The sequence below is a fragment of the Shewanella sp. 10N.286.48.B5 genome (genome assembly GCF_002874355.2).
Classification (GTDB): domain Bacteria; phylum Pseudomonadota; class Gammaproteobacteria; order Enterobacterales; family Shewanellaceae; genus Shewanella.
Genome location: NZ_MCVG02000001.1, coordinates 3,042,982 through 3,068,612 on the forward strand (window position 1 = coordinate 3,042,982; position 25,631 = coordinate 3,068,612).

A 25,631-nucleotide genomic window follows, 5' to 3' on the forward strand; every position below is an offset into this window, starting at 1 on the left:
CCAACTAAAGCCTCAGTAAAGTGAATCAAAAACTTCTTTGGGGCTGACACACTTGTTAAAGTTATGGTTATTATTGTCTTAACCTTTAGATTACGGTATAAAATAGCAAAATTAGCCAATTTATATAATGAGTTATGCCAAGCCGCCAGTTAAGTACCCTACTACTTTATTCTATTCTTTTTAGCTCATTTTTCATTCTTTCAGCTTGTAAATCGACTCCAGAGCCAGTGAAAACTGTGCATGTCACCCCTAAAAAACTGAGCCACTTGCCCTATGATGCTGCAACTCACGGCAAAGATATTGTCGATACTCAATTGGCCTTAGGCGATCGTAATTTATATCTTGCCAGTAACGGCAATATTAAGATGCTATCAAAAGCGCAATGCCAAATTGATATTTCAGCCCATCGTGGTGATTTTCGCCAGCCTGAAAGCAGTTACAATGCAATTTCTGCCGCACTTAACGATAACTTCAACAGTGTTGAAATTGATGTCATGTTGCTGGGCGATGGCACTTGGGTAAATCACCATGACAGCCAAACTGGCCGCGCCACTGTGCATTACACCGGTGAGCGTTTCAAACTGGAACGCATGAACCTTAAAGAGTTTAAACGGCTAAAACTGCGGGACAAGCATAATAACAATCTACTCAATGAGCGGCCGATCACCGCTAAAGAGTCCTTTAAAATATTCGCCGCCCAGCGACTGCCAAATCAAAAATTAAATGTAGAAATAAAGTCAAAAGCCAATGGCCAAAAATTGCTTGAGCTAGATAATATGCTCAGAAAGTACGTCGGCCACGAAGGCTATTACTTCTCATCGTCTGAGCAAGATACCTTAGTGAAATTGCGAGGCATAAACCCTATTGTTTACTTGGGCTTTGTCCAAGGTGGTCACCCTACCAGCATTGATATCTTGCGCAGCGACTTACGCAAAGGCGCAAGTAACGATGCTTACTATCTAGAAAATCACACTAATATTGAGCGCGCTAGCAATTATGGTACCAAACGATATCGCTCCCGTTATCAAGATCACACCAGCACTGATGCACTCAAAAAGCTAAGAGCAAAACTGGGTTACAACTCAGGGATCCACCTTGATATTCGCAGCTACATGCAAAACTCTGGGGTAAAACAACGCGCTCAGCGACTAGGAATGAAAGTGTATAGCTATTCACTTAATGGCACGGATTATCATCAGTCACAGTTGCTCAAACTGAGTAAAAATAATCTGCCTGATGGTGTCATTGTCGATGCCACGCCTTACAAGATCTGTCAGCAGTTGTTTAATGCCGCCGTGCCAGCGCAGCGCTATCAAGCAGTGACAGATTTAGGTCAATACATTGTCTCACTGCCAGTAGATGCTGACTTTGATCGCTTTAAAGAAATGCTCGGCTACCAGCATGAAGGTTACTATTTATCATTAACCTCCGGCCTTAAATCCATCTATAGCGCGAAAGCTAAAGTGGTGCCAGCCAGCACGCCTACGCCGTTATTGGAGCATGGTTTTCCCACTATCACCGATGAAAAAATTGATACCCATACAGGTGACAGCATCATCTTAACCTTGCCAAGCAGCAATGCTAAATAACTAAAACTGAAACGAGAACTAGAACTAGAACTAGACCGATAACAACAATGATTAATAACAATGACCAATAACAATCATAGCCCCTTTGCTACCGATCTACTCAATAGCGCCCCGACACAACAAAAAATGCAAGCGGCTGAGCAAGCGTTAAATAAGGTTAAATCAAAGCAGCATTCAGCGCAGGCTAAAGCCAAGCATCAGCAGCAACGTGAAGCGCAAATAACCCAAATGGGCAAACCCTTTTGGTGGATGCTACTGATGTTCATTTGCTCAGTGGTGTATTTATTTCCTGAAGCCGTTTTTAATGCCGCCTTAACCGATGTCGCCGGTGGCCGTAATGCCAGCGAAGATGAATTGCACGCCATTGAGTTATTTGGTCGCACCATCAGTGGTATAGGGGTGACGCTGCTGCTAGCAGACTTATTACTAAAGGGCCGCCGCGTTGCCAAAGTGTCGCGGGCATTGGGGTATTTTGCACTGATTGCACTGATAGTGTGGCCAACAGTTTTCTTTGGTCAAAAGTGGTTAGTGGATCATTTTATTATTGATACATCAAGCCCACAGGAGCGCCAACAAGCTTACTTATCACAGGTTCTACGCAGCGCGCTTATTGAAAAGTCTATTCAATTTGAAGGGATCCATTACGATCCCGATAGTGAACATAACGCCACCGAAAAAACCTTTCTGTCTGTATTTGGCGGCCTTGTGTATGCCGATGATAAGCTGGTCGATGATTTAGAACAGCAAAAACGGGCCATCATGGAAAAATTTGTCCGTGACCGCGCCATGTCGAATTTCGATCTGCACTATAGCGACTACGATAGTTTTCGCCTGCGCCTACAAGATAGCTATAAAGAGTACGCTCAAGGTTCTAATGATTACAACCAAGCACTGGCCAGCTCGCCAGAGCGTTCCAATGAATATTGGCTAGACACCCAAAACCAAGTTAAACAAGGCTGGGAAAAATACCAAAAAGGGACTGATGCTTACGAAGCCCGCGTGGAGTCCCGTGCCCAACAAATCGCCCCAAAGGTGTATGACTATTTTGAGCGTCGTAATAAATGCGCCGATATGAAAAAAGGCAGCAGTCGCGATCGCTGTTTCGAGCGTTTACAAACCGGTTATGACCAAGAAATCGCCAAATACGGTATTGGCTATATTCCCCCTGATGATTGGCTAAAGCGAGAAGAGATTTCGACCTCGGAAAATGTCGGTAATTCAATTATTAGCGGGGTAATGACCTTAGGCCTATTTACCGCAATGCAAGCCGTTGATGCTGCTATGGGCGGCGATGCCGGTTTTAAAGATCATAGAATGATATTCACTAACGATGTAAATCATTACAAAAGCGTGCTGATGGTAAAAATGGAGCCAGATTTTGTCAAAGAATCTGGCGGTTATCCATTAGGGATATCAAGCATACATGAGTTCAGGCACCATGAAATAACCAGTGCTAAAGTCAACGCCAGATTAAAACAAAAAGGCCTAATGTTACCAAGCACTTGGGTTATGGCTGACAGAGTGAGTTTTGATAATGCTGTCAGTAAAAAAGTGCGCCAACAAGCGGATGCCAAATGGCGTGCAGCCATGAAGAAGCAAGGCAATGATATGCCGCCTAATTTAAGCTGGCAGCAGTTTCAGCAACAGGGCGATATTCAGCGCCGCATAGCAGCTAAAATGGCAGAACTGTATGTGAACCCAACCCTTGCTGATTGGAATAATCGTGAGTTTAAGCAGCGCATCATTGAGCCTAATATTCAGCGCAAAACCACCGAGTATCTTAATGTACTTGAAGCTCAGCAAGCTGAGTTTGCTGACGGCGGCGCATTTGAATCAAGCGGTAAGTCAGCCCTAAGAGCAACGATTATTCCGCCTATTTCCATGTCAATTAGCTTGGCGTTGGTGTTGCTAACCGTGTTAAAGCTACCCATGAAAGCATTTGAGTTAGTACAAGCAAAGCGCGCCTCAAACGCCGAGGCCCGCCCTACAAAACCCTATATAAAACCGGCTATTTCAGCGGGGATATTAGTGGCTATTTTTGTGGTGCCACTGTCGCTAGGCGGGAATCATTACACCGCTAATGGCTCAGCGCTGCACTACTTTTTTGAGCAAATGAAAAAAAATGACTCAGCCAGCATTTCTTATGCGCTTAAGTGGCTATTGGTCACTCAGCCTATGGTGCAACCAATTGGCACAGCCATTGATCAAAGCCTGTTTATCACCCAGGGATTTGATGCCATCAGTGAGCCAATTCACCGCTTTGATCAAGCGATTATGTCGCCATTAACTGTCACAAAAAAACCATCGCAGTCAGCGCAAGCACATGCGCCGCTTTTACCTTTAACCATTAAAACCAATGTTAACAATGCCAAGGTGGCAGTGATGAATATAAAGCCCAAATACCAAGCGGGAATGAAACTGCCTGCCGGTGGTTACGACATTAAAGTCAGCGCTCCAGGCCATAACTCGGTGCGGCAGTGGGTCTACCTCAAAAATGATGAGACCACTTTCAACATTAAGCTTTAACAGCATAGTTAACGTTAACTGATAACATAATTTTTAGTCTTTCACGCATTGATTAACAGGACATATTACGTGAGTAAATTAGAACAATTTCAAGATTTTATCCGCTCAAACGGTAAAGAGCTAACGGGGGTAAATGTCCCTGTGGTATTAAGTGATGAAAGCGCCAAAACCACCAATGTTAAATTTCATTTTGGTTGGACAATTGAAATTGGGGTAACCAAACACGAACACGGTGGCTATTGTCCATCAGGCATACAGTCAGGAAGCTCATCGCAAGCATGTGATTGTGCCCACAATAAAGCCAAAGAGTATGTCAGTGGTCAAAATGGATTTTTTAATGAGACCTTTAAAAAAATCTTAACCGCTGATGTCGCCAAAAACTTTATCATTAAAGATACCAATCTAGGTTCAGCACCTGATAGTTATGTGGGTGAAGATATTTGCCATATCTGTAATGGCCGCGGCAAATGTTCATGCTCATCGTGTAATGGCAATGGCTCAACATCATGTACATCTTGTAGCGGCAGCGGCCGTCATCATGTGACTAGGCAAGATCACAATAACCGCACCGTTTACACCACAGAGTCGTGTTCATCATGTTATGGCAGCGGGACAAAAACCTGTTACACCTGTAATGGCTCAGGTCAAGTCACCTGTAAAACTTGTGATGGCGGCGGATATTTATATTACAGCTACACCATTGATGGCGATGCAAAACGATCAACTAAATGGTTTATCAACAGCCCCGATTATCACCAGTGGATAACAGATTACGTTACCAATGCGGGCTTTAATATTATTAACAACATCAGTGACGTGAATGAAATTGACGTTACTGAAGCCCTAAATGGCTGTACGTTCATCTATGGTTTTACTGCCAACCTACCGACCCTACAATATACCGCGACCATAGATAACACCGATACCACCCTGTGCTTTGCAGGTACCAACAATGTGACTCACAATGCCGGTGGCGTATATGACCCAGCAGTGTGGAAAAATGCCAAAAAGTTAGCCGCCGGAGACAAAGACGATGATAAGAAAGCCTTAGCGATTCCGGCCATTAAAAATATTATTGAAGCCCATGAAACCAAAACAAAAATTGCCTTACTGACTGAAAACTGGGTATCAAAAGATATCAAAGAGGCGGTCATCAGCAACTACCAAAGCTTGGTATCTCAACTTAAAAAAGATAACAATCAGGGTTTTGCATGGCAGTTGGTCAAAGGCGTTGTCAATTGGGGACTAATTTTAGCTATGGTAGCTATGTGTTTTGCCATGCTAGCACCTGAAATGATTTATGATGCTGAGTATCGCTCGGGGCTGCTAAGTCATTATCAATTTTTTATTGATTTACTGTTAGCGAGATTCGGCCTTTATGGACTCCCCACTTGGTCAAACTACCCTATCGTCCTTGCATGGTTTTGGGGATTATATGTCGCTATTCCTAAACTGTATTGGAAGCAAATTAGTCAGCCCAAACGGTTAGGGTTAACTGTACTTTCTGGCTATGTAGTATCGTACTTTTTACTGAACCTTGTTGCTATCCTGTTCACCCTTAGCCATTACCCTTTGCTCCCCACCAACATGTTAGTGGGTGGCGGGTTACTGCTGAGTTTATATTTGGTTTTTGCGGGCTTTTTTGGGCCTAAAAAGTGGTACTTCAAAATACTGGCAGGTTTGGCTGCTGTAGCTGGCGTCGCAGCGCTCCAATTCGGCTTAGAAACCGTAAGCTCTCAAGTGCAATTTATACCAGAGTACTATTCGAATTACTCGCGATACTTAGGCGCTGCAGTGGAACCGGCTATTCAATATATGCCGTTTATTTATATTGAGATAGCAGTATTAGCGGTTGCAACAGGGATTATCACCACCCGCAGACGATTCTGGATAAAGGCCAAAACCGCAGTATCTGAATACGACTGCGCCGTATTGCTTAAATCTTTAAAGCTGGACAAATAACTATCCATAAAGCGACTGGCTGGGGGATATTTTAGCCAGTCGCCCTTTTAAAATACCCTCGAACGCAGTACTCTAACCTTAATAGACATGGCAAGTATGGAGTACCGCCAATAATGAGTATGACCCGCTTAATGACCAATGCCATTTCGGTCGAACCTTCACCAGCTCGCACTCCAACTATCAATATTACTTATTTCTCTTCTATCAATAAGTCTGCAAATACCATAACGCAAAGCAATAAACACCATATTGGTGCGCATCAAACCCTGAGTATTGTGGCAGATGATAATCAACATCTTGATATTGATAACCTGAGCCATCAAGACCAAGGTTTTGAATTGAGCGATCAAGAACGTTACGCCTTATTTGATAGCCAAGGTATGAACCGTGACTTTATTCGCCGGCATATTCGTCAAGAACGTAAAAGTTATACCCAAGCAGAACAGCACCAGCTTTCGTTAATTGCCTGCCGCCATATGCTGGCAGAAATACAGCAAAAAAATGCCCAAACAGTGGCTCTGTACATCAGCCATGACGGTGAACTGGCAACACAAAAATTAATAGAAGCCCTTTGGCACATCGGGGTAAAAACCTACTTACCTCGCATTCACCCATTTAGCAAAGGTAACTTGTTGTTTTTGCATTACCATGCCGAATCAAAAATGGTATTCAATCAATATGGTATCGCTGAGCCTGCGTTGTCGGTGCAAGATATTATCCCAGTAAACAAACTGGATATGATTGTCACTCCACTGGTTGCGTTTGATGACAAGGGCAATCGCATGGGCATGGGCGGTGGCTATTACGATCGCACTTTGTGCCAAGTGATTGATGGGAAACCATTAGCAGTGGGCTTTGCCCACGACTGCCAGCAAGTGAGCCAACTCCCAGTAGAATATTGGGATGTGCCGCTACCAATAATTATCACCCCTACAAGGCGCATATCCTGTATATAAACCATTAATATGTCAGCAATTAACATGCAAAAAAAGCCCATCTAGACAATATCATGATGGGCTTAATCTTAGGCTGAGAACTCATTAACACACTGGCGTTAACTCACTGCTTTATCTAACGCTTGGCTGATATCGGCAATAATGTCATCGATGTGCTCAATGCCCACCGAAATACGTACTAAATCTTCTGATACCCCAGCTTTAGCTAATTCTGCGCTGTCTAACTGACGATGTGTAGTACTGGCAGGGTGACAAGCCAGTGACTTTGCATCGCCAATATTCACTAATCGCAGCACCATTTGCAGCGCATCAATAAATTTACCACCAGCCACTTTACCCGCCTGTGCATCGGCTGCTTTTATACCAAAACTGATAATGCCTGAGGCTTTACCGCCGGTGATTTTTTTACATGTTGCGTTAAATGGGCTATCAGCTAATGCAGCGTAGTTTACCCAGCTTACATTAGGGTGTTGCTGTAAATACTCGGCTAACGCTAGGGCATTACTGCAATGGCGTTCCATGCGCAGACTTAAAGTTTCAAGCCCTTGGAGTAATAAGAACGCACTTTGGGGTGATAAAGCTGCGCCGGTGTTTCTTAGGGGCACGACCCGGCAGCGGCCAATATAGGCAGCGGGGCCAAAGGCTTCGGTGTACACCACGCCGTGATAAGACGGATCGGGTTGATTTAAAATCGCAAAGCGGTCTTTATTGGCGACCCAATCAAATTTACCTGAATCAATGATCACCCCGCCAATAGTGGTGCCATGGCCGCCAATGTATTTGGTCAGTGAGTGGATCACAATATCTGCACCATGATCAAAAGCGCGGCAAAGCACGGGCGTTGCCACAGTATTATCGACAATTAACGGCACCCCATGCTTATGGGCAATGTCGGCCAAGCGTTGTAAATCGACCACGTTACCCGCTGGATTGCCGATGGACTCACAAAACAACGCTTTGGTTTTATCATCAATTAGCGCATCTAAGCCGTCAAAGTCATCATAGGCCGCCATGCGTACATCAACCCCTTGGCGCGGCAATGTATGGGCGAATAAGTTATAAGTACCGCCATATAACTGGCTAGTGCTAACAATATTGTCGCCTACTTGGGTGAGCGCCTGTATCGCATAGGTGATGGCAGCCATACCTGATGCCACCGCTAAGGCACCAATGCCGCCTTCGATGGCGGCTAAGCGCTGCTCAAGCACGTTAGTGGTTGGGTTCATGATGCGGGTATAGATGTTACCAGCCACTTTTAAATCGAATAAATCGGCACCATGCTGGGTATCATCAAAGGTGTAAGACGTGGTTTGGTAAATCGGCACTGCTGCGGCCTTGGTGGTCGCTTCCGACTCGTAGCCATAATGTAATGCCAGTGATTCCAGTTTCATGTTTTCTGCCGTCATAATGCCTTCCTTTACCTTAAGATATTCAAATTGGGCCATCTACCAAAAAGTTGTTTGCCGGATAAACTTTCGAATTAATAGCCGGATAAAAAACAACCAAAAACCAGTGGTACTCCACACTAACAATAAGACGTCTAGATGTCTATTTAAAATATTCAGCCATTAAAAAGGGAGCCGTAGCTCCCCTATATAAACTCAATAGCAAACACAGTTAGGCTAAGTGACGGCCACCATCCACCGCAAAACTGCGACCAGTGACGTATTGACTGCTTGTCAGGTAATCAACTAATTCAATGATCTCAGGGTTACCCGCCTCTTTAGGCAGTATGGCTTTGGCTAGCGCTTTTGCTTTGTAGGCCTCATCGTCGCCTTCATTAAACAAAATCATCGCAGGGGCAATGGAATTGACTTTCACCATAGGCGCAAGTTTACTCGCAAATGACAGGGTTAAATTGTGCATTGCCGCTTTACTGGCCGCATAGGCAATATGCTTTTTACTGCCTTTTTCTGCCACGTAATCGGTAATATGAATAATATTAGCACTACCAATATTGCCACTTGCTGAAGCGATTAATTTGTCGGCCAGAGCCAAGTTTATTTGATAAGGCGCACTGACGTGAATATTCATCATTCGGTTCATGATATCGGCTGAGGTCATGCCCGGCTTGGTTTTATCGTTATGCCAGTCAGATGCATTATGAATGATGCAATGAAGCTCGTCATGGGTGTCATTAATGCGCGCTAACATATCGTCTATTTCAGCAGGAATGCACAAATCACATTGATAAAGGTCGGCACCTAATTCAGCTAATTCATCAATAGAGGGGTAATGGGTTCTAAAGGTGCCGATGACCTTCATGCCTTTAGCGAGAAAGTCCTTTGCTAAGGCGTAACCAATACGTTTGCCGACGCCAGTAATGAAAATAGTTTGCTTCATTGCAGTTCTCTTATGATGATTTTTATTGAAAATAAGAAGTGTTAGAAAAGGTCATTAATGCAGTCGTTTATCATTGCAATTAATCACAAGCAATTAATAATAGCCTCATTGACTCGAAATTAATGACCTTTAAAGTATGATTCAAGCTAAAGCCGATTAGCTGTTAGCAAAGAATTCAGCTCTTGAGGCAGGGTTAGCTTTAAAGCAGCCGCCTAGTGCGGAGGTTTTGGTATAGGATTGAGTATCCATAATGCCTCGGGATTTAACGCAGTAATGGGTGGCATTGATACTAATGGCAACATCGTCGGTTTCAAGCAAGGTTTGCAGTGCCACCAGCACTTGCTGGGTGAGTCGCTCTTGTACTTGAGGTCGCTGGGCAAAAAATTTCACTATGCGGTTAATTTTAGATAAACCAATAATTTTGCGCCCCGGCACATAAGCAACATTGGCAACACCATCGATGGTAATAAAGTGATGTTCACAGGTACTAACCACGCTAATATCACTGACTTTAACCATTTCATCTACGCCCATTTTATTGTCAATTTGGGTGACTTTAGGGAAGTGGTTGTAATCAAGCCCTGAGAAGATTTCATTAACATACATTTTGGCGATTCGATGAGGGGTTTCACATAAGCTGTCATCGGTTAAATCAAGTCCAAGGGTAGAGATAACTTCTGTCATCAATCCTTGAATGCGAGCCACTTTTTGCTCGTTAGTCATATCATTTTCAACGACTGGGGTTTCAAGACCTCGCTCAATCAGTACTTGCTGTACTTTACGTGCTTCTTCAGAAATCATGTGTTTTCCTTATGGCAACTCGTGCCAAATTAAAACTCACTTTATTTTCGCTGCTCTAATGATAATGAAACAGAGTCGGCAAAACGTAATGCGTGTGGTTTGTCGATTGTCACCCGCGACATGGTAATGGAAGGATGCTCACTGCAAATTGCCAGCACATCAGCAACTAATTTTTCCAGTAATAAAAATCGACCTTCTTCAACATGTTGGATCACTTTCTTGGTGATTATCTTGTAGTTCAGCGCATCAGCGACATCATCAGTTTGAAAAGACTTATCGGCTGGGTACTGAATTTCAATATTAATAACAACATCTTGCTGCTTTTCTCGTTCATCAGGGTTAAAGCCGATGAAAGTACGTAAACGTAAATTAGTAACTTTAATAATTGCTTGGCTAATTGACATAGAAAGCCTCATTTTGAATACGCGTTTTTGGATACTGTTTTTGTATACCAATGCGCAATACGTGAATACATCTAGTAAAGATCAAATAAAAAAAGAGCCAACGTAAACTCTGCTGACTCTCCTATTTATAGCGATAAACAAACCATTATGCGAGTTTACGTGCTTGATAGCTTAGTTAACTTACCTTAATTAGTCAGCTTAAAGAAAATCAACTACCACAGGATTAACTTCAAGCTAGTTGGCTTACTAAAACTCTTTATAATTTCTATAACTTACCTTGAAGAAAATAAGGTAAAACACCGGCACTATGATTAATGTCAATATGGTTGCAACCCCAAGACCAAACATCACTACCGCCGCTAATGACTCAAAGAAGGCATCGGTCAATAGCGGTAGCACCCCTAAAATGGTGGTGATAGCAGCCATACAAACGGGTCTAACACGGCTAACGGTTGAGTTAAATACCGCTTCAAAGGTTTCGACGCCGTCATTAATCTCAGTGTTAATTTGATCCAGCAAGACAATACCGTTTTTAAGTAGCATACCCGATAAACTTAACATTCCCAGCAGCGCCATAAAGCTAAAGGGTTTATCTAAAATCAATAAGCCTGAGGTAATACCAATAATGGCCAGCGGCACACACGCCCAAATCACTAATGGTTTTCTCACTGAGTTAAACAAGAATACCGTTATTAAGAACATGAATAAAAAGCCCAGTGGCAAGGTGGCAAATAATGACTCTTGTGCATCATTGGATGATTCAAACTCACCGCCCCACTGCAGCTCATAACCTACAGGTAATTCTAGCGCTTCAATTTGTGGCTTAATTTGGGCAAACAATTGCGCCGGTAAAATATCATACTCAAAATCCGTATCGGCAAATACCGTTAAGGTACGTTTGCGATCCCGGCGTTGAATAATGGGATCTTCAAACTTAACCTCAAACCCATCAACCACTTGCTGCAGCGGTACAAAGGCAGACAGCGCAGGGCTCCAAATACGAACACTTTCAAGTGAGTCGATATCAATACGCTCATCTTCTGGTAAACGGCCAATGATTGGCAATAAGGTCGTCCCTTCGCGGTATACCCCTATTTGTAACCCTGTAAACGAAAACTTAATCGCTTCATCTACTTCACTTTTTACGATACCTAAACGTCTTGCTTGGGTTTCATTAAAGCGAGGCGCAATGTATTTCACCCGTTCACGCCAGTCATGACGCACGTTAACGGTTGCCGGTGTGGCCTGGAATATCTCCATCACTTGCGCTGCAATGCTTCGCAATACATCAGGGTCTGCACCGCTAATACGCGCTTCAATTTTAGCGTCTGTTGAAGGGCCGATTTCTAAGCGCTTAAACTTAAACTGCGTCTGCGGGTATTTAGCTTCGACTGCCCTTCTAAATTCAGTCATTACCTCACTAAGAGACTCAAAATCTTCGGTGCGAATAGCCATTTGCGCATAAGATGCGTAGTTTTTCTCTGGCGAGTAAGTCAGTAGAAAACGCGGAAAGCCTTTACCTATGCTCGAGCCAACAAACTCAACATTATCAAGCCCCATGGCGATGGACTCCATGCCCTCGACAATGCCCTGAGTTTCACGAATATCTGTGCCTTCTGGCATCCAGGCATCCACTAAGAAAATCGGCGTGGTAGAAGGCGGGAAAAACGATTGCTTAACGTAAGCAAAGCCATAAATCGAAATACAAAATGCCATCACCACGGCGATAACACTCACCCAGCGATGCTTCATACACCAATCGAGTAATACTTTGTAAAACACAAAAAAGGCACCACCGTAGGGATCTTTAAGCTCACCTTCCACTTTTTCAGCATCTTTTCCAAAAAATAACTGCGCAAAAAATGGTGTGATGGTAATGGCAGTAATCCAAGATAAAAACAGTGAAAACAGTAATACCCAGAATAAAGAGCCCGCAAATTCACCGGTAGCATCAGGTGATAAACCGATTGGCGCAAAGGCAGTAATAGCAATCACTGTCGCACCAAGTAATGGCCACATGGTTTGTTTTACAATGCTTTGAGCAGCTTCTAAAGTCGTTTGGCCCCGCTGCCTGCCGATTAATATGCCTTCAACGATAACAATGGCATTATCCACCAGCATCCCTAAGGCAATAATTAACGCCCCTAAGGATATTCGCTGCAGCTCAATCTCTGCTTGCAGCATCAACATGAAGGTGCCTAAACAGGTTAAGAACAAAATTAACCCAATTAAAATACCTGACTTAATGCCCATAAAGACCAGTAGCACGCCGATTACGATCACTACTGCGGCAATTAAGTTCCATACAAAGCTGCCCACTGAAGCATCTACTTCATTAGGCTGGTTATACATGGTTTCAATCATCATGCCCGCTGGGCGGACACTTTCAATACTGGCAAGCTTGGCGTCAATGGCTTTACCCACTTCAACCACATTCACCCCGGTTGAAAATGCGATGCCAATGTTGATCGCATTGTGCTGATTAAAGGTCAGTAGATTGGTGGGAATATTTTGAAAGCCCCGCGATACTGTGGCGACATCTTTTAAGTAAATAAGCTTATCGCCTTGGGTGCCTGGAATAATCAGCCCTTCTAGCTCGCTAACAGACTTAAAACCACCACTGGTACGGATTTTTAAGTTGTCACCGGCAACCTGAATGTTACCAGCATCAGACACCATATTTTGCGAATTAAGCAGGTTGCTCACTAAAGATGGATCGATATTAGAACTGGCAGCTTTGTTGAGCGACATTTCAACGAAAACTTGCTCTTGTTGATTGCCTGCCAATGACACTTTACCCACACCTGGCACGAGCTCTAATTCACGTTTAACGTAATCGACGTAATCTAAAATATCGCGGTAACTGTAATCGCTACCGCTGACCATTAGCATCACCCCGTAAACATCACCAAAGTCATCATTGACCATGGGAGCCTGAACACCTGGCGGTAAGCTGGACGACATATCATTCACTTTGCGGCGCAGCTCATCCCAAATTTGTGGAAGCTCATCAGGGCCGTAGTTATTTTTCATGGTCACAGTAATTTGTGACATTCCCGATGTGCTTAATGACTTGAGAGTATCGATATAAGGCAATTCTTGAATGGCCTTTTCGATTGGGTAGGTCACTTCTTCCTCAACTTCCGTTGAGGTCGCCCCTGGGTACAGGGTGACAACTACCGCATCTTTAATGGTAAATGGTGGGTCTTCTAATTGGCCAAGGCCGGTAAATGACATTAAGCCGCCGATCAATAAGATCAGGGTAAACATCCAGCTAATGACGGTGTTTTTGACAAAGTAGCCTGCAATATTCATATGTCACTTTCCTTTGTGTTAGCTGGAACGATTGTGAGTAATGGGTTTATTAACAATACAATCATCAGCCTACACTCCCCCTACTACTTGTACTTTTTGACCAGCCACTAAACGTGAAGCGCCCGTTTGAATAATCACTTGGCCATCTTTTAGCCCATCGATAACTTCAATTCTGTCGCCGACGATCACACCTAAAGTCACGTGCTGATACTGGATAGATTGATCAGATTTATCAAACAGCCAAACACCACTGTCTTGTATTACAATGTCACTGCCATCTTGCATAATCACCGCTTCGATAGGCACCAAGAACTGTCGGTTGTAGGTGTAAGTAAGGTGGCTTAAGTCAACTTTCACCTTGGCAGGCATACCTTCAAGCACTTTATATTTAGGGTCTAAGTCAACGGCAATTGTGGCTATATAGGTTGAAGTTGCGGGATCTTTTTCGGTGTTAACTTCCAGTAAATGGCCATCAAATGTGGCATTAGGAAAGGCTTCAAAACTGACCTCTAGCAATGCGCCTACGCTTCTGTCCTTAGCCTTCTTTGACACCGCAATCAACATATCAGGAATTTGTACATCCACTTCGATGCGCTCAATCTTTTGAATACTTACCACTGGCACGCCCGGCTGCACGTTTTCAAAAGACTCTAAAAATACATCACTGATCACCCCTGAGAAGGGCGCTCTTAGCTCAGTGTATTGCAGATTAAGCTCTGCTTGCCTTGCCTCGGCTTTTGCTACTAAGTACTGGGCATTCATTTGATCATAATCAGATTGCGCCATTAACTGCTTAGCCACCAACTGTTTACCACGTTCAGATTGTTTAAAATTAACCTCCATACGTGCCCTTCGATCGCTTAAAGCAATCTCAAAGTCAGTTTTTTCTAATATCGCCAGTAAATCTCCCTTTTCGACTTTTTTGCCTTTGCTCGCTGGAATTTGCGCGATACGGCCGCCAACACGAAAAGAAAGGTTAGTTAAGTCTTGCGCTCTAGCAACACCATTAAACTCACGGATCACCGAGTTATCTACAACCGGTAAAGCGTAAGTCGTAACTCTAGTAACATTGGGCTCAATATCGGGGCTTTTGTCACAGCCACTCAGAGTCATAACCGCCAGCAGCAGGCCAACACTTTTAAGCATGCTATAGATAAAATTACTGTTCATATTTATAAGCCTCGCTCTTTAATCCATTGCACCGCAGCTTGGCCATCTTTAAGCTCAGATGCTCCAGCAACGACTAACCAGTCACCATCTTCAAGGCCAGAGACTAAGCGATTGCCTTTTAATTTTACTGGTACTTTTTCAAGGGTTAACGCCTTTGGAGACCAGATAAAAACAAAGTCAGTTTCATTTTCAGTAATCACAGCACCAGCAGGAATTTTAGGATGAGCATCAGCGGTTCTGGCAGGCAGTTTGACTTTTACTTGGGCCGACATCCCCGGTAGCACATTAAGTTGCTCAGGCATTGGCAGGGTTAAAATGATGGTGTAACTACCTGTGGTTGAGTCGGCAATGGTATTGAGCTCTTTTAAACTGGCAGCATACCAACGATCGCGACTGTCAAACTTCACCTCAAGGTTTTGCATCTTATCAAAGCTTGAACCGGCTTTTTGAATCGCACCAATAAACTGCTCAGGTAACTGAAAACTAATATCAATGGCTGATTCGATCCGAATTCCCATCACTTCTTCTTGGGCTTGAACATATTCAAAAGCACGCTTGCTGCGTTTAGAAATGATGCCTTTGTAAGGAGCCAATAATTTGGTGTAAGTCACATCTGCTTTGGCTTTGTCTAATGCGGCTTGGGCAATGGTGTAATCGCTTTTGGTTTGATCGTAATCATTACGCGAAACCACCCCTTGCTCAACCAAAGATGCATTACGCTCGAACAGAACTTTAGCTAATTCAAATTGCGCCTGAGCGACAGCCAATTGCTGTATATAAATAGCGCCATCAAGTTGCGCAAGCACTTGGCCGGGCTCCACGGCATCGCCGGGGCGCACAAAAATGTCAGCAATTTCACCAGCAACCCTAAAAGATAAAGCGGCTTTTTCTGAGGCTTTTACTTCACCAGGTAAAAATCGTTCTCGAAAATCACTGCCCACATCAATTTGCAGGACTTTAACGGGCCTGGGGTCAAATGATGCAGCTGTTGTAGTCTGCTCAGCAGCAGTAGAATACGCGAGAAAGGGACTGGTTAAAGCCACCAAGGAGAACACGAGTAAAGAAGAAAATTTACAGGGCTTCTTCATTTTTTGCTCCGAAACATTTTAGTTAACTAGATAATAACATTCAAAAACTTACAATAATAGCGACTATAAGCCAGCAACAAAGATCTAAACAAGCACATTTGACGTATTATTCATTGTAGTAACTTATTGAGTTAATTTAGAACTTAGTAATTAACCATAGAGGTATCGAGATGGAATTACGGATTTTTTACGACAGTGCCTGCCCCTTATGCAGCAATGAAATGCAACAATTAAAGCAACATGACCGCTTGCACAAAATTGAGCTGGCTGATTTAAACCAAGACGGTTTTGCCGAAAAGTATCCCCATATCGACTTAGAAAAAGCCAACAAAATTTTGCATGCAGAAACCAACCATGGCGAAATATTACTGGGACTGGATGTGACGGCAAAAGCTTGGGCACTTACAGGAAAACATCAATGGGTACAGTTATTGCGCTTACCTTGCATCAAACCATTAGCCGATGTGGCTTATCTTGGTTTTGCAAAACACCGCTACAAATTATCCTACCTGTTAACCGGTAAGCAGCGCTGTGAAGATGGTAGCTGTAGCATCAAATAGTGAGTTAACTGCTTAAAGCCATAGCTACAATCAGCCATCAACCCAAGGAGATTTACTTGAGCCAATCATTCACTGCAAATTCAGGCTCAGTTGCGTTAATCATTGGTGCATCTTCTGGGATTGCAAAGGCCATTATTGCAGCACTGATTAAGCAAGATACGGCAACTGACATAAAGCACCTCATCAGTATCAGCCAATCTGCAACTGCTGAGACGAAATTGGCTAATGAAAGTACTAACCCCATAACTCAGCAACATATTAGCTGCGATTATTCAGCAGACGCCATTGCCACACTGTGCCAGCAATTGCAGCCGTTTAAAGGTAAAATTACTCGGGTATTTATTTGTAATGGCAGATTGCACAATCAGTATCAAATGACTGGCGCAGCAACAGGGAGCGCCTCAGAAAACACAGTTTCTAAAACTCTCCCCTTTAAAACAATAGCCCCTGAAAAGCGCTTAGAAGATGTTAACCCTGAGGCAATGCAGGCTTTGTTTGAGTCAAACACCATTACCCCTATGCTGTGGCTACAGTATTTAGTCAAACTGGTTGCAGGTAAACAGGGCTGTATTATTAATGTGCTCAGCGCCCGAGTAGGCAGTATTAGTGATAATCGCTTGGGAGGATGGTATAGCTATCGCGCTTCAAAAGCTGCGCTAAACATGCTAATTAAAACCGCGGCGATTGAATATGCTCGGCGTGCCAAAAACGTAAAGCTCATTGCTTTTCATCCCGGCACCACAGACACCCCATTATCCAAACCTTTTCAGGCCAATGTGCCCGCTGAAAAATTATTTACTGCTGAATTTGTCGCGTCGCAATTACTGAATATCAATAACGCAATTAAGGAAGCTGGAAGCGAAAGTAGTGAAGATGACAACGCTGAAATTGACCGAATTTACTACGATGGACAAGCCAGCTTTATTGATTGGCAAGGAAAACTGATTAGTTGGTAAAGGGCTTAGGTCTTTTCCCCTTGCAGCAACTTTAGCCTGTCAGCAACAAAAATGCGAAGCCAAAGGCTTCGCATTTTTATCGGTAAATCAAGTTATCAATAATTGATAAGCTTAAATTTACTTAACGAACTCAACACCAAGTTTGATGTCGCCGTTTAATGTATCAAGCATTGCATCACGGGCATTAGCTTCAAATGCGCTAACATCGCCGTATGGTAATACTTTTTCTACGCCGTTTTTACCAAGTAATACAGGTTGTGCGAAGAAGTCAGCATGTTCACTGCCGCCATCAACATAAGCACATTCAACCACGTTAGCTTCGCCTTGTAGGCCGCGAACCAATGATAGGCCAAAGCGACATGCCGCTTGACCCATAGACAGAGTCGCACTACCGCCACCCGCTTTAGCTTCAACAACTTCAGTACCCGCATTCTGGATACGTGTTGTTAGCGCTGCAACTTCTTCATCAGTAAAGCTTACGCCTTCAACTTGTGAAAGAAGTGGCAGAATAGTCACACCACTGTGGCCACCAATAACGTTGATGTTTACATCAGCAACGTTTAGCCCTTTAAGGTCAGCGATGAAGGTTTCAGAGCGGATAACATCAAGTGTCGTCACACCGAATAAACGGTTCTTATCGTAAACACCTGCTTTTTTAAGTACTTCAGCCGCAATAGCAACAGTAGTATTTACTGGGTTAGTGATAACGCCAATTAATGCTTTAGGGCAAGTTGCCGCCACTTTTTCAATAAGGTTTCTTACGATACCCGCATTGATATTAAATAGATCTGAGCGATCCATACCAGGCTTACGCGCAACACCTGCAGAGATAAGAACAACATCAGCGCCAACTAGCGCAGGAGTTGGGTCTTCACCAGCAAAACCAGCCACTTTTACATCTGTAGGGATGTGGCTTAAGTCAACTGCAACACCTGGAGTAACAGGAGCGATGTCATATAAAGACAACTCTGAACCTGCAGGAAGTTGAGTTTTTAATAGTAAAGCTAAGGCCTGGCCGATACCGCCAGCAGCACCAAGTACAGCTACTTTCATGATGATCTCCAATTACGTTCTAGTGATTGACTTCAGTCTGGTCTGTGACACAGATCATGTTTTCTTGTGGCGTCACATTACTGGATCACAGCGAGGATTTCAATTATCCCTTAGTAGATCACACTAATTTCCTTATTCTATGATATGTATATAAATAATGACTAATTTAGCCAGTAATAGCTAAAATGAATTTTTATTCACCAATTTAGCTTATTTCTTGACTTGATGCGTTTATCTATTCAGAATGAGCTACTTTTTTGAATAAAATCTATTCTTTTTAAAAATTACTATAAGACGAAAAAAATATGCCAGCGACTAAGAATCAGGATGAACTCGTAAAGACGTTTAAGTCGATATTAAAGGAAGAGCGCTTTGGTAGCCAAAGTGAAATCGTAATCGCACTGCAAGCAGAAGGTTTTGGCAATATTAACCAGTCAAAAGTTTCCCGTATGCTAAGTAAGTTTGGTGCAGTACGTACCCGTAATGCTAAGCAAGAAATGGTATATTGTTTACCCGCTGAGTTAGGTGTGCCAACAGCAGGCAGCCCTGTTAAAAACTTGGTATTGGATGTGGATCATAACCAAGCGATGATCGTAGTCAGAACCAGCCCCGGCGCAGCGCAGCTTATTGCCCGATTATTAGACTCGATAGGTAAGCCTGAAGGGATTTTGGGGACTATTGCTGGTGATGACACTATCTTTATTTGTCCTTCAAGTATCAAAACCATTGATGATACCTTAGAAACGGTAAAATCACTGTTTGGCTATAGTGAATAGCCCTCTTAGCAAATAACACCTTCACGATTTATTGAGCCATTAAAAAAGCAGCCTTAGGCTGCTTTTTTGGTTTTAACAGTGCGTAAGTGTTAAATTGAGGCGATTTCAGCATCGGTGAGAAAACGCCATTCGCCTTCTTCTAAATCAGCATCAAGTTCAATTTCACCCACAGCTTCACGATGTAAATTGACCACCCGATTCCCCACAGCAGCAAACATACGCTTCACTTGATGGTACTTACCTTCGCTGATAGTTAATCTGGCATGGTATTCATCAATGATCTCTAGCAGCGCCGGTTTAGTTAAGCCGTCTTCACTTTTTAATTGGATCCCTTCGGCAAAGGTTTCCACCAATGCAGGATCAAGTGATGCAGCAGCTTCGATAAGGTAACGTTTACCGCAATCTTTTTTAGGTGAGGTGATTTTATGTGACCACTGGCCATCGCTGGTGATCAGCACCAAACCTGTGGTGTCCACATCTAAACGCCCAGCAATATGCAGGGTATCGACTTTTTCAATATCCATTAATCCCAACACCGATTGATATTCTTCATCAATGGTTGAGCAAATGGTATCAACAGGCTTGTGCATCATGATGTAGCGCTCGCCCACGATCTTAATTTGACGACCTTCGATACACACTTCAGTATCATCTTTCACTTTAAAGCTCGCGTCTTTAACCACGTCACCATTACAGGTCACTTCACCTGACTTGATAACTCTTTTTGCTAATGAACGAGTCAGCTCGGTGCTCTCGCAGATAAATTTGTCTAAACGCATATATAAAACCAAGTGAAAACTAATTGGTCGCTATTATGAGCTGTTGGCTAGCAAATAGAAAACGATAAATGGCCACTGTAACATTCTGGTAATTTTTAGTTACACAACACAGTCAATAAATGCTCAATTTATCACTAAAAGCCTAGCCTTAGCCCTTGTTAAGTGCCCCTGTTAAGACTTAACATGTTGGTCACATAAAACTGTCTTAAGGCAGTGAACAATAAAAACAGCTCAAAATTAAGGCCGATAAAAAGGCTTCACTCTTCAATGCATAGGGAAACAACATGAAAAAGCTAGTTATCGGTGGGCTTTGCGCCTCACTTATCGCAGGCCTTAGTGCCTGCAATTCAGATAAAGCAGTCACTGAATCCGCAGCACCAGAAGTCGCTAAAACAGAAACCGCAGTTGCCGTTGAAAAAGCCCTTACCTCAGGTATTAGCTTTGACAATATGGACAAGTCAGTTCGCCCACAAGATGATTTTTACCTCTACGTAAATGGCGGCTGGTTAAACACCGCGGAAATCCCTGGTGACCGCACCAATATCGGCGCCTTTTACGACTTGCGCGAAAATGCCCGTGACGACGTTAAAGCCATCATCGAAGATGTCAGTGCAAACCCAGATCTTAAAATGGGTACTGATGAGCAAAAAGTGGCCGATCTTTACCGTTCATTTATGGATATTGAAACCTTAAATAAATTAGGTATTAGCCCAATCCAAGCTGAATTTGCCCAAATTGCCGCGCTAAAAGATAAAAATGAATTAACCGCCTATTTTGGCGAAAGCCAAGTTAATGGTGGCGGCACACCATTAGCGTTTTATGTCAATGTTGATGCTAAAGATTCAAGCCGTTACGCCACCCATATTTGGCAATATGGTCTTAGCCTTCCTGAAAAAGATTACTACTTCAATGAAGAAGAGCGCTTCGTTAATATTCGTAGCAAATACCTTGAGCATATCGAGAAGATGTTTGACCTTGCCGGCCTTGAAAATGGCAAGCAAGCAGCGCAAACGGTTTTAGCATTAGAAACCGCTATCGCTGAGCAACATTGGGATGTAGTTGAAACCCGCGACAGCACTAAAACTTATAATCTTTATCAAGTTAAAGATTTAGCGACCTTAGCACCAGACATTAACTGGGATGGCTATTTAGCAGCCCTTGGTGGTGATAAGCAGTCTGACATCATCATTAACCAACCAAGCTTTATTGAAGGCATGAACCAAGTAATTAAAGACAATGATCTTAATACTTGGAAAACCTACATGACCTGGATGGCACTCACTCATAATGCGAGTCACTTATCTGAAGCGCTTGATAATGAAAACTTCGAGTTTTTCTCAAAAACACTTAATGGCCAAGAAGAGCAACAACCTCGCTGGAAGCGCGGCGTAAGCACAGTCAGTGGCACCTTGGGTGAAGTTGTCGGTAAAGTGTATGTAAAACGTCACTTTGTACCAGAAGCAAAAACCCGTATGAGCCAATTGGTTGAAAATTTACGGGGCGCTTACGGCACTAGCATCGAATCATTGGATTGGATGAGCGAAGACACTAAAGTTGCAGCTAAAGATAAGCTGGCTAAATTCAATCCTAAAATTGGTTACCCTGATAAGTGGGAAGACTACAGCAAACTCACTATTGCAGCCGATGATTTACACGGCAACATTAAACGTTCTGCGGTTGTTTCTCATAACAAAGATATCGCAAAACTTGGTCAGCCAATTGATAAAGGCGAGTGGCACATGACGCCGCAAACCGTTAATGCTTATTACAATCCAACCATGAACGAGATTGTCTTCCCTGCAGCTATTTTACAGCCACCATTTTTCAACCTTGAAGCTGATGACGCGGTAAACTACGGCGGCATTGGTGCAGTCATTGGCCACGAAATGGGCCACGGGTTTGATGATCAAGGCGCTAAATTTGATGGCGAAGGTAACATGCGTGATTGGTGGACTGAAGCTGATTTAAAAGCCTTTACCGCTAAGGGTAAAGCATTAATAACTCAGTACAATGGTTATCAAGTATTTGATGATTTACACGTTAATGGTGAGCTAACTTTAGGTGAGAACATCGGTGACTTATCTGGTGTAACCATCGCTTATAAAGCCTACAAAATGTCATTGAACGGTGAAGAAGCACCGGTCATTGACGGCTTAACGGGTGATGAGCGCTTCTTTATGGGCTTTAGCCAAATTTGGCGAGTAAAAATGAAAGAAGAAGCACTGCGTAACCGCGTTGCTACTGATCCGCACTCACCAGGTCACTTCCGTGCATTAGGCGCACTGTCTAATATGCCTGAGTTTTACCAGACTTATGGCGTAAAAGAAGGTGACAAGATGTTTATCGCCGCTGATGAGCGAGTAAAAATCTGGTAATCATTAACTTAAAGTCATTAGCTTGAGTAAAAAATCAATAAGGGCATCATTTGATGCCCTTATTATTTGGCTACATAAAGTACAACTGTGCGCCTTAAAAGCATTAGCCCGCAAAATCTACCTATTCCTAATCCATTGCCTCTTGAGCGCAGCGTTAAGACATTGCTTTTAACCACACCATAAACCGACATGGTATTCAGGTGTTATTCAGCTAATTAAAGCTAATCTAGCCCCATCAATTTCACGCAGATATTGAACTAAGGTGAATACTCAATGAGTCGAATTTTTAGAACCTTTATTATCTTTTTATTGTTGCTGACAAGCCGCAATGCCATTGCCATAACGGTGGACACCAAACCCGTAAAGCCCACTTACGACTTTAGGCAAATTGTGAGTAACGATCTCGACAGCCTATTAGCGTTACAAAATACTCTCGGGGCGGCGCCGCAGCAATTTAGCCATGATTTAGATGCCTTGTTTGAGCGTGCCCCTGAGGCACAATCGGAGCTAAGCAATTTAGTGACTAAAATTAGCCAGCAAAATCAGGCTTACACGATTATTCCTAAAATAAAAAGCTACCAAAGAGCCCAGCAAAAAATCGCCCTTAAATTTGACGGTGATGCCAGCTACCTCACCGATATTGCCAGAGCAACCATTGTTACTAATGATGTTGCCAGCTTGATGAGCGCTTATAAAGCCATTGTCGCACACGCTGAAGTCGTACAAGTTAAGAACCGCTTTGCCACTCCTAAAGCATCTGGTTACCGTGATTTAAACCTGCTGGTTAAACTGCCTCAAAGCCAAATGGTTGCTGAAGTGCAATTACACCTTAATAAGATTGCTGAAATTAAAAGCGGCCCAGAGCACCATGTCTACGAGCAAATTCAACACATCGAATTACAAGCTCAACGCCAACATAGACCCGTCAGTGAGCTTGAATTTATGCAAATTGTGAAACTGCGTCAAACTTCACACAAGCTGTATCACAAAGCGTGGTTAAGCTATAAACGTCAGAGTTTGGCAGAACTGCAAGCGGCATAAACTCTCAAATAAAGCACTAACTCGTTTAACGTTCGCCCCTGTACCCCTTGTTATTTACCTCCCCTTGGCACCTTTTTAAAAGGTGCTTTTTTTTGCCTAAAATAAAATCTGAATTGGTTAAAAGCGCCATTCAGGCTATACTCCCGCCATTATTGCCCGATGACTGGATACACTGATGAATGACATCATTGAAATGCTACAAGACTTGAGTGAAACGGTACCAGTACCACTCGAATTACCGACATTCGAGCAACTGGTAGAAGTGGAAGAACAAATTTTAATTTCACTGCCAAATGATTTAAAAGAATACTTATTATTTGCCAGTGATGTCATTTATGGCTCCATTGAAATGGTCACGGCATCAGATCCGTATTCACACACTTATTTACCTGAAGTGACCAGCTATGCCTGGTCTATCGGCATGCCAAGAGAATATATTGCTATCTGCCAGCAAGGCGATAACTTTTATTGTATCGACCAAGAAGGCAATGTGCGTCACTTCTATAAAGGTCGCATGGTCGACATTATGTGGGAATCATTGTGGGACTGGATCCAAGACATTTGGCTGAAACGAAAATAGCCTAAGTTTGACCAGCTAACATCATCAACGTACACAGTAAACCCATACCGTTACAGTATTAGAAAATTAGGAAACATCATGGCTAAATCAAACAACTTAAACGCAATTGAAATGCAGTGTTTACGGTTATCTTTAGGGTTAACGGTTGAGCAAATTGCTGAGTTAACTAAAACCACTCCTGAAGCGGTGATTGCTTGGGAAGCAGGTGAAACTGAAGCGCCTGTGGTTGCACAAAAGAAATTGCTTGAAATTGAAGACACCATTGAGATGCAAGTGCTTAACACCACTGACGGTATCGAAGCGTTATTTAAAACTGAACCTAAGCGCCGTTTAGCCTTTGTGGTTTACCCAACTCAAGCTATTTACACTCAGTACAATCCTGAGTTTTTAAGCTCACTGCCTTACACTGAGCTTTATAATACTGCGGCGTGGCGCATCAAAAAAGAGTGCCAAATCGTACTTGATGTTGAAGTCAGCTTAGTGGCCTTAGAAGTGGAAAGCTACAAATCATTCCGTGCTGACAAGGGCATGAGTGAAAGCCGTGAGAGCCGCGCAAAATGGGCTGCAGCTCAGCTGTAAGCCCTTAAGCGAGCACTTTATGACATTAAAATGGGAAGCCTCTGGCTTCCCTTTTTATTGCTGACTTTTAGTGTCAGTTTTATCGGTGTAGCGATAGTGACATCACACTCACTCAATCAATTCGATCAAGTGTTACTCACTTTGGGCCGCCGCTTTGGCCGCTGCTGACTTTTTAAGTGCTGCCGCTAAGCTCGGGCTTTGTTGTAAACGGTCACGATAAGCGGTGAGTTTAGGCGGAATGGTTTGCTCAAACATAGTGGCCCACAATAACGTTTGCGCCAATAAAATATCAGCAATGGTTAACTCGCTGCCACAAAGATAGCCTGATTCTGGTACCCATAATTCAGCAATAGCCGCAGCACGATTAAACTCAAACTTTGCCACTGGCAACATGGCATCTAAACGCTGCTCATCTGGTAAAGCAAAGCGGTGCTTACCCATACTCCATAAAGGCTGCTCTAATTCACAAATAATAAAACTGACCCATTGATGATGTTTTGCTGACGCTGCGCTGCCAGGCATAGGTAAAAATCGGCCATTACCGTACTTTTCAGCCAAATATTGTAAAATAGCGGCTGACTCAGTTAACACCAGCTCACCATCCGTAATCACGGGCATTTTACCACTGGGATTTAAGGCCAAATAGGCTTCAGCGCGGTTATCTCCTTTTGAAAAATCCACAAAGGAAAACTGCCACTCAATGCCTAGCTCTTCTAATAGCCAAGACACGCGTAATGCGCGACTTTGGGGCGTGCCATACAAAGTAATCATAATCTGT

At 43.2% G+C, this 25,631-nt stretch carries 21 protein-coding genes; 11 read left to right on the forward strand and 10 right to left on the reverse strand.

Annotated features, from left to right (window positions below):
* Positions 1 to 134: 134 nt before the first annotated feature.
* The 4 genes from BCU57_RS13040 (at position 135) to BCU57_RS13055 (ending at position 7,033) form a co-directional block, all read left to right on the forward strand.
* On the forward strand, positions 135 to 1,589 hold the full coding sequence (locus BCU57_RS13040) for a glycerophosphodiester phosphodiesterase (RefSeq protein WP_102438477.1): 1,455 nt from the start codon (positions 135 to 137) through the stop codon (positions 1,587 to 1,589).
* 60 nt (positions 1,590 to 1,649) lie between these two features.
* Positions 1,650 to 4,115 (forward strand): hypothetical protein, encoded by a 2,466-nt coding sequence (locus tag BCU57_RS13045; RefSeq protein WP_102438479.1) that lies wholly within the window; start codon positions 1,650 to 1,652, stop codon positions 4,113 to 4,115.
* Between the two features lie 69 nt (positions 4,116 to 4,184).
* Positions 4,185 to 6,077, forward strand: a complete 1,893-nt coding sequence (locus tag BCU57_RS13050; protein ID WP_102438481.1) for a hypothetical protein — start codon at positions 4,185 to 4,187, stop codon at positions 6,075 to 6,077.
* Between the two features lie 113 nt (positions 6,078 to 6,190).
* The gene (locus BCU57_RS13055) at positions 6,191 to 7,033 is read left to right on the forward strand and encodes a 5-formyltetrahydrofolate cyclo-ligase (protein WP_241900968.1); all 843 of its coding nucleotides are present in this window, start codon (positions 6,191 to 6,193) and stop codon (positions 7,031 to 7,033) included.
* A gap of 98 nt (positions 7,034 to 7,131) precedes the next feature.
* On the opposite strand, the gene BCU57_RS13060 is transcribed toward BCU57_RS13055, so the two are convergent.
* From BCU57_RS13060 to BCU57_RS13090, 7 genes are all read right to left on the reverse strand, one after another.
* The gene (locus BCU57_RS13060; protein WP_102438582.1) at positions 7,132 to 8,424 is read right to left on the reverse strand and encodes an O-acetylhomoserine aminocarboxypropyltransferase/cysteine synthase family protein; all 1,293 of its coding nucleotides are present in this window, start codon (positions 8,422 to 8,424) and stop codon (positions 7,132 to 7,134) included.
* A gap of 226 nt (positions 8,425 to 8,650) precedes the next feature.
* Complete coding sequence (gene folM, locus BCU57_RS13065; RefSeq protein WP_102438483.1) at positions 8,651 to 9,376, reverse strand: dihydromonapterin reductase; 726 nt, start codon at positions 9,374 to 9,376, stop codon at positions 8,651 to 8,653.
* 156 nt (positions 9,377 to 9,532) lie between these two features.
* Positions 9,533 to 10,177: a GTP cyclohydrolase I FolE gene (folE, locus tag BCU57_RS13070; protein WP_102438485.1), complete on the reverse strand. Its 645-nt coding sequence runs from the start codon at positions 10,175 to 10,177 to the stop codon at positions 9,533 to 9,535.
* A gap of 41 nt (positions 10,178 to 10,218) precedes the next feature.
* Complete coding sequence (gene folX, locus BCU57_RS13075; protein WP_076539769.1) at positions 10,219 to 10,575, reverse strand: dihydroneopterin triphosphate 2'-epimerase; 357 nt, start codon at positions 10,573 to 10,575, stop codon at positions 10,219 to 10,221.
* 252 nt (positions 10,576 to 10,827) lie between these two features.
* Complete coding sequence (locus BCU57_RS13080; protein WP_102438488.1) at positions 10,828 to 13,896, reverse strand: efflux RND transporter permease subunit; 3,069 nt, start codon at positions 13,894 to 13,896, stop codon at positions 10,828 to 10,830.
* Positions 13,897 to 13,965: 69 nt separating this feature from the next.
* Positions 13,966 to 15,066 carry an efflux RND transporter periplasmic adaptor subunit gene (locus BCU57_RS13085; protein ID WP_241903521.1) on the reverse strand — a complete coding sequence of 367 codons (1,101 nt, stop codon included), beginning with the start codon at positions 15,064 to 15,066 and terminating at the stop codon, positions 13,966 to 13,968.
* Positions 15,067 to 15,068: 2 nt separating this feature from the next.
* The gene (locus BCU57_RS13090) at positions 15,069 to 16,154 is read right to left on the reverse strand and encodes an efflux RND transporter periplasmic adaptor subunit (RefSeq protein WP_102438490.1); all 1,086 of its coding nucleotides are present in this window, start codon (positions 16,152 to 16,154) and stop codon (positions 15,069 to 15,071) included.
* A 170-nt stretch (positions 16,155 to 16,324) separates the two neighbouring features.
* Here BCU57_RS13090 and BCU57_RS13095 point away from each other — a divergent pair, with 170 nt between their 5' ends.
* Both BCU57_RS13095 and BCU57_RS13100 read left to right on the forward strand, forming a co-directional pair.
* Positions 16,325 to 16,714, forward strand: coding sequence for a thiol-disulfide oxidoreductase DCC family protein (locus BCU57_RS13095; RefSeq protein ID WP_102438492.1), 390 nt, complete (start codon positions 16,325 to 16,327; stop codon positions 16,712 to 16,714).
* 56 nt (positions 16,715 to 16,770) lie between these two features.
* Positions 16,771 to 17,670, forward strand: a complete 900-nt coding sequence (locus BCU57_RS13100; RefSeq protein ID WP_102438494.1) for an SDR family NAD(P)-dependent oxidoreductase — start codon at positions 16,771 to 16,773, stop codon at positions 17,668 to 17,670.
* 117 nt (positions 17,671 to 17,787) lie between these two features.
* Here the strand turns inward: BCU57_RS13100 and mdh are convergent, their stop codons facing one another.
* Complete coding sequence (gene mdh, locus BCU57_RS13105; RefSeq protein WP_102438496.1) at positions 17,788 to 18,723, reverse strand: malate dehydrogenase; 936 nt, start codon at positions 18,721 to 18,723, stop codon at positions 17,788 to 17,790.
* 305 nt (positions 18,724 to 19,028) lie between these two features.
* Here mdh and argR point away from each other — a divergent pair, with 305 nt between their 5' ends.
* Entirely contained in the window at positions 19,029 to 19,499 is a 471-nt protein-coding gene (gene argR, locus BCU57_RS13110) for a transcriptional regulator ArgR (protein WP_076539676.1), read from the forward strand.
* Between the two features lie 89 nt (positions 19,500 to 19,588).
* On the opposite strand, the gene rsuA is transcribed toward argR, so the two are convergent.
* Positions 19,589 to 20,278, reverse strand: a complete 690-nt coding sequence (rsuA, locus tag BCU57_RS13115) for a 16S rRNA pseudouridine(516) synthase RsuA (RefSeq protein ID WP_102438498.1) — start codon at positions 20,276 to 20,278, stop codon at positions 19,589 to 19,591.
* A gap of 284 nt (positions 20,279 to 20,562) precedes the next feature.
* Between rsuA and BCU57_RS13120 the strand changes: the two genes are divergently transcribed.
* The 4 genes from BCU57_RS13120 to BCU57_RS13135 all read left to right on the forward strand — a co-directional run bounded on the left by BCU57_RS13120 (position 20,563) and on the right by BCU57_RS13135 (position 24,853).
* Positions 20,563 to 22,653 carry a M13 family metallopeptidase gene (locus BCU57_RS13120; protein WP_102438500.1) on the forward strand — a complete coding sequence of 697 codons (2,091 nt, stop codon included), beginning with the start codon at positions 20,563 to 20,565 and terminating at the stop codon, positions 22,651 to 22,653.
* A gap of 273 nt (positions 22,654 to 22,926) precedes the next feature.
* Complete coding sequence (locus BCU57_RS13125) at positions 22,927 to 23,694, forward strand: RelA/SpoT domain-containing protein (RefSeq protein ID WP_102438502.1); 768 nt, start codon at positions 22,927 to 22,929, stop codon at positions 23,692 to 23,694.
* 175 nt (positions 23,695 to 23,869) lie between these two features.
* Positions 23,870 to 24,274 carry an SMI1/KNR4 family protein gene (locus BCU57_RS13130; protein ID WP_076539686.1) on the forward strand — a complete coding sequence of 135 codons (405 nt, stop codon included), beginning with the start codon at positions 23,870 to 23,872 and terminating at the stop codon, positions 24,272 to 24,274.
* 78 nt (positions 24,275 to 24,352) lie between these two features.
* Positions 24,353 to 24,853 (forward strand): DUF4447 family protein, encoded by a 501-nt coding sequence (locus tag BCU57_RS13135; protein ID WP_102438504.1) that lies wholly within the window; start codon positions 24,353 to 24,355, stop codon positions 24,851 to 24,853.
* A 132-nt stretch (positions 24,854 to 24,985) separates the two neighbouring features.
* Here the strand turns inward: BCU57_RS13135 and BCU57_RS13140 are convergent, their stop codons facing one another.
* On the reverse strand, positions 24,986 to 25,624 hold the full coding sequence (locus BCU57_RS13140; RefSeq protein ID WP_102438506.1) for a glutathione S-transferase family protein: 639 nt from the start codon (positions 25,622 to 25,624) through the stop codon (positions 24,986 to 24,988).
* Positions 25,625 to 25,631 lie beyond the last annotated feature (7 nt).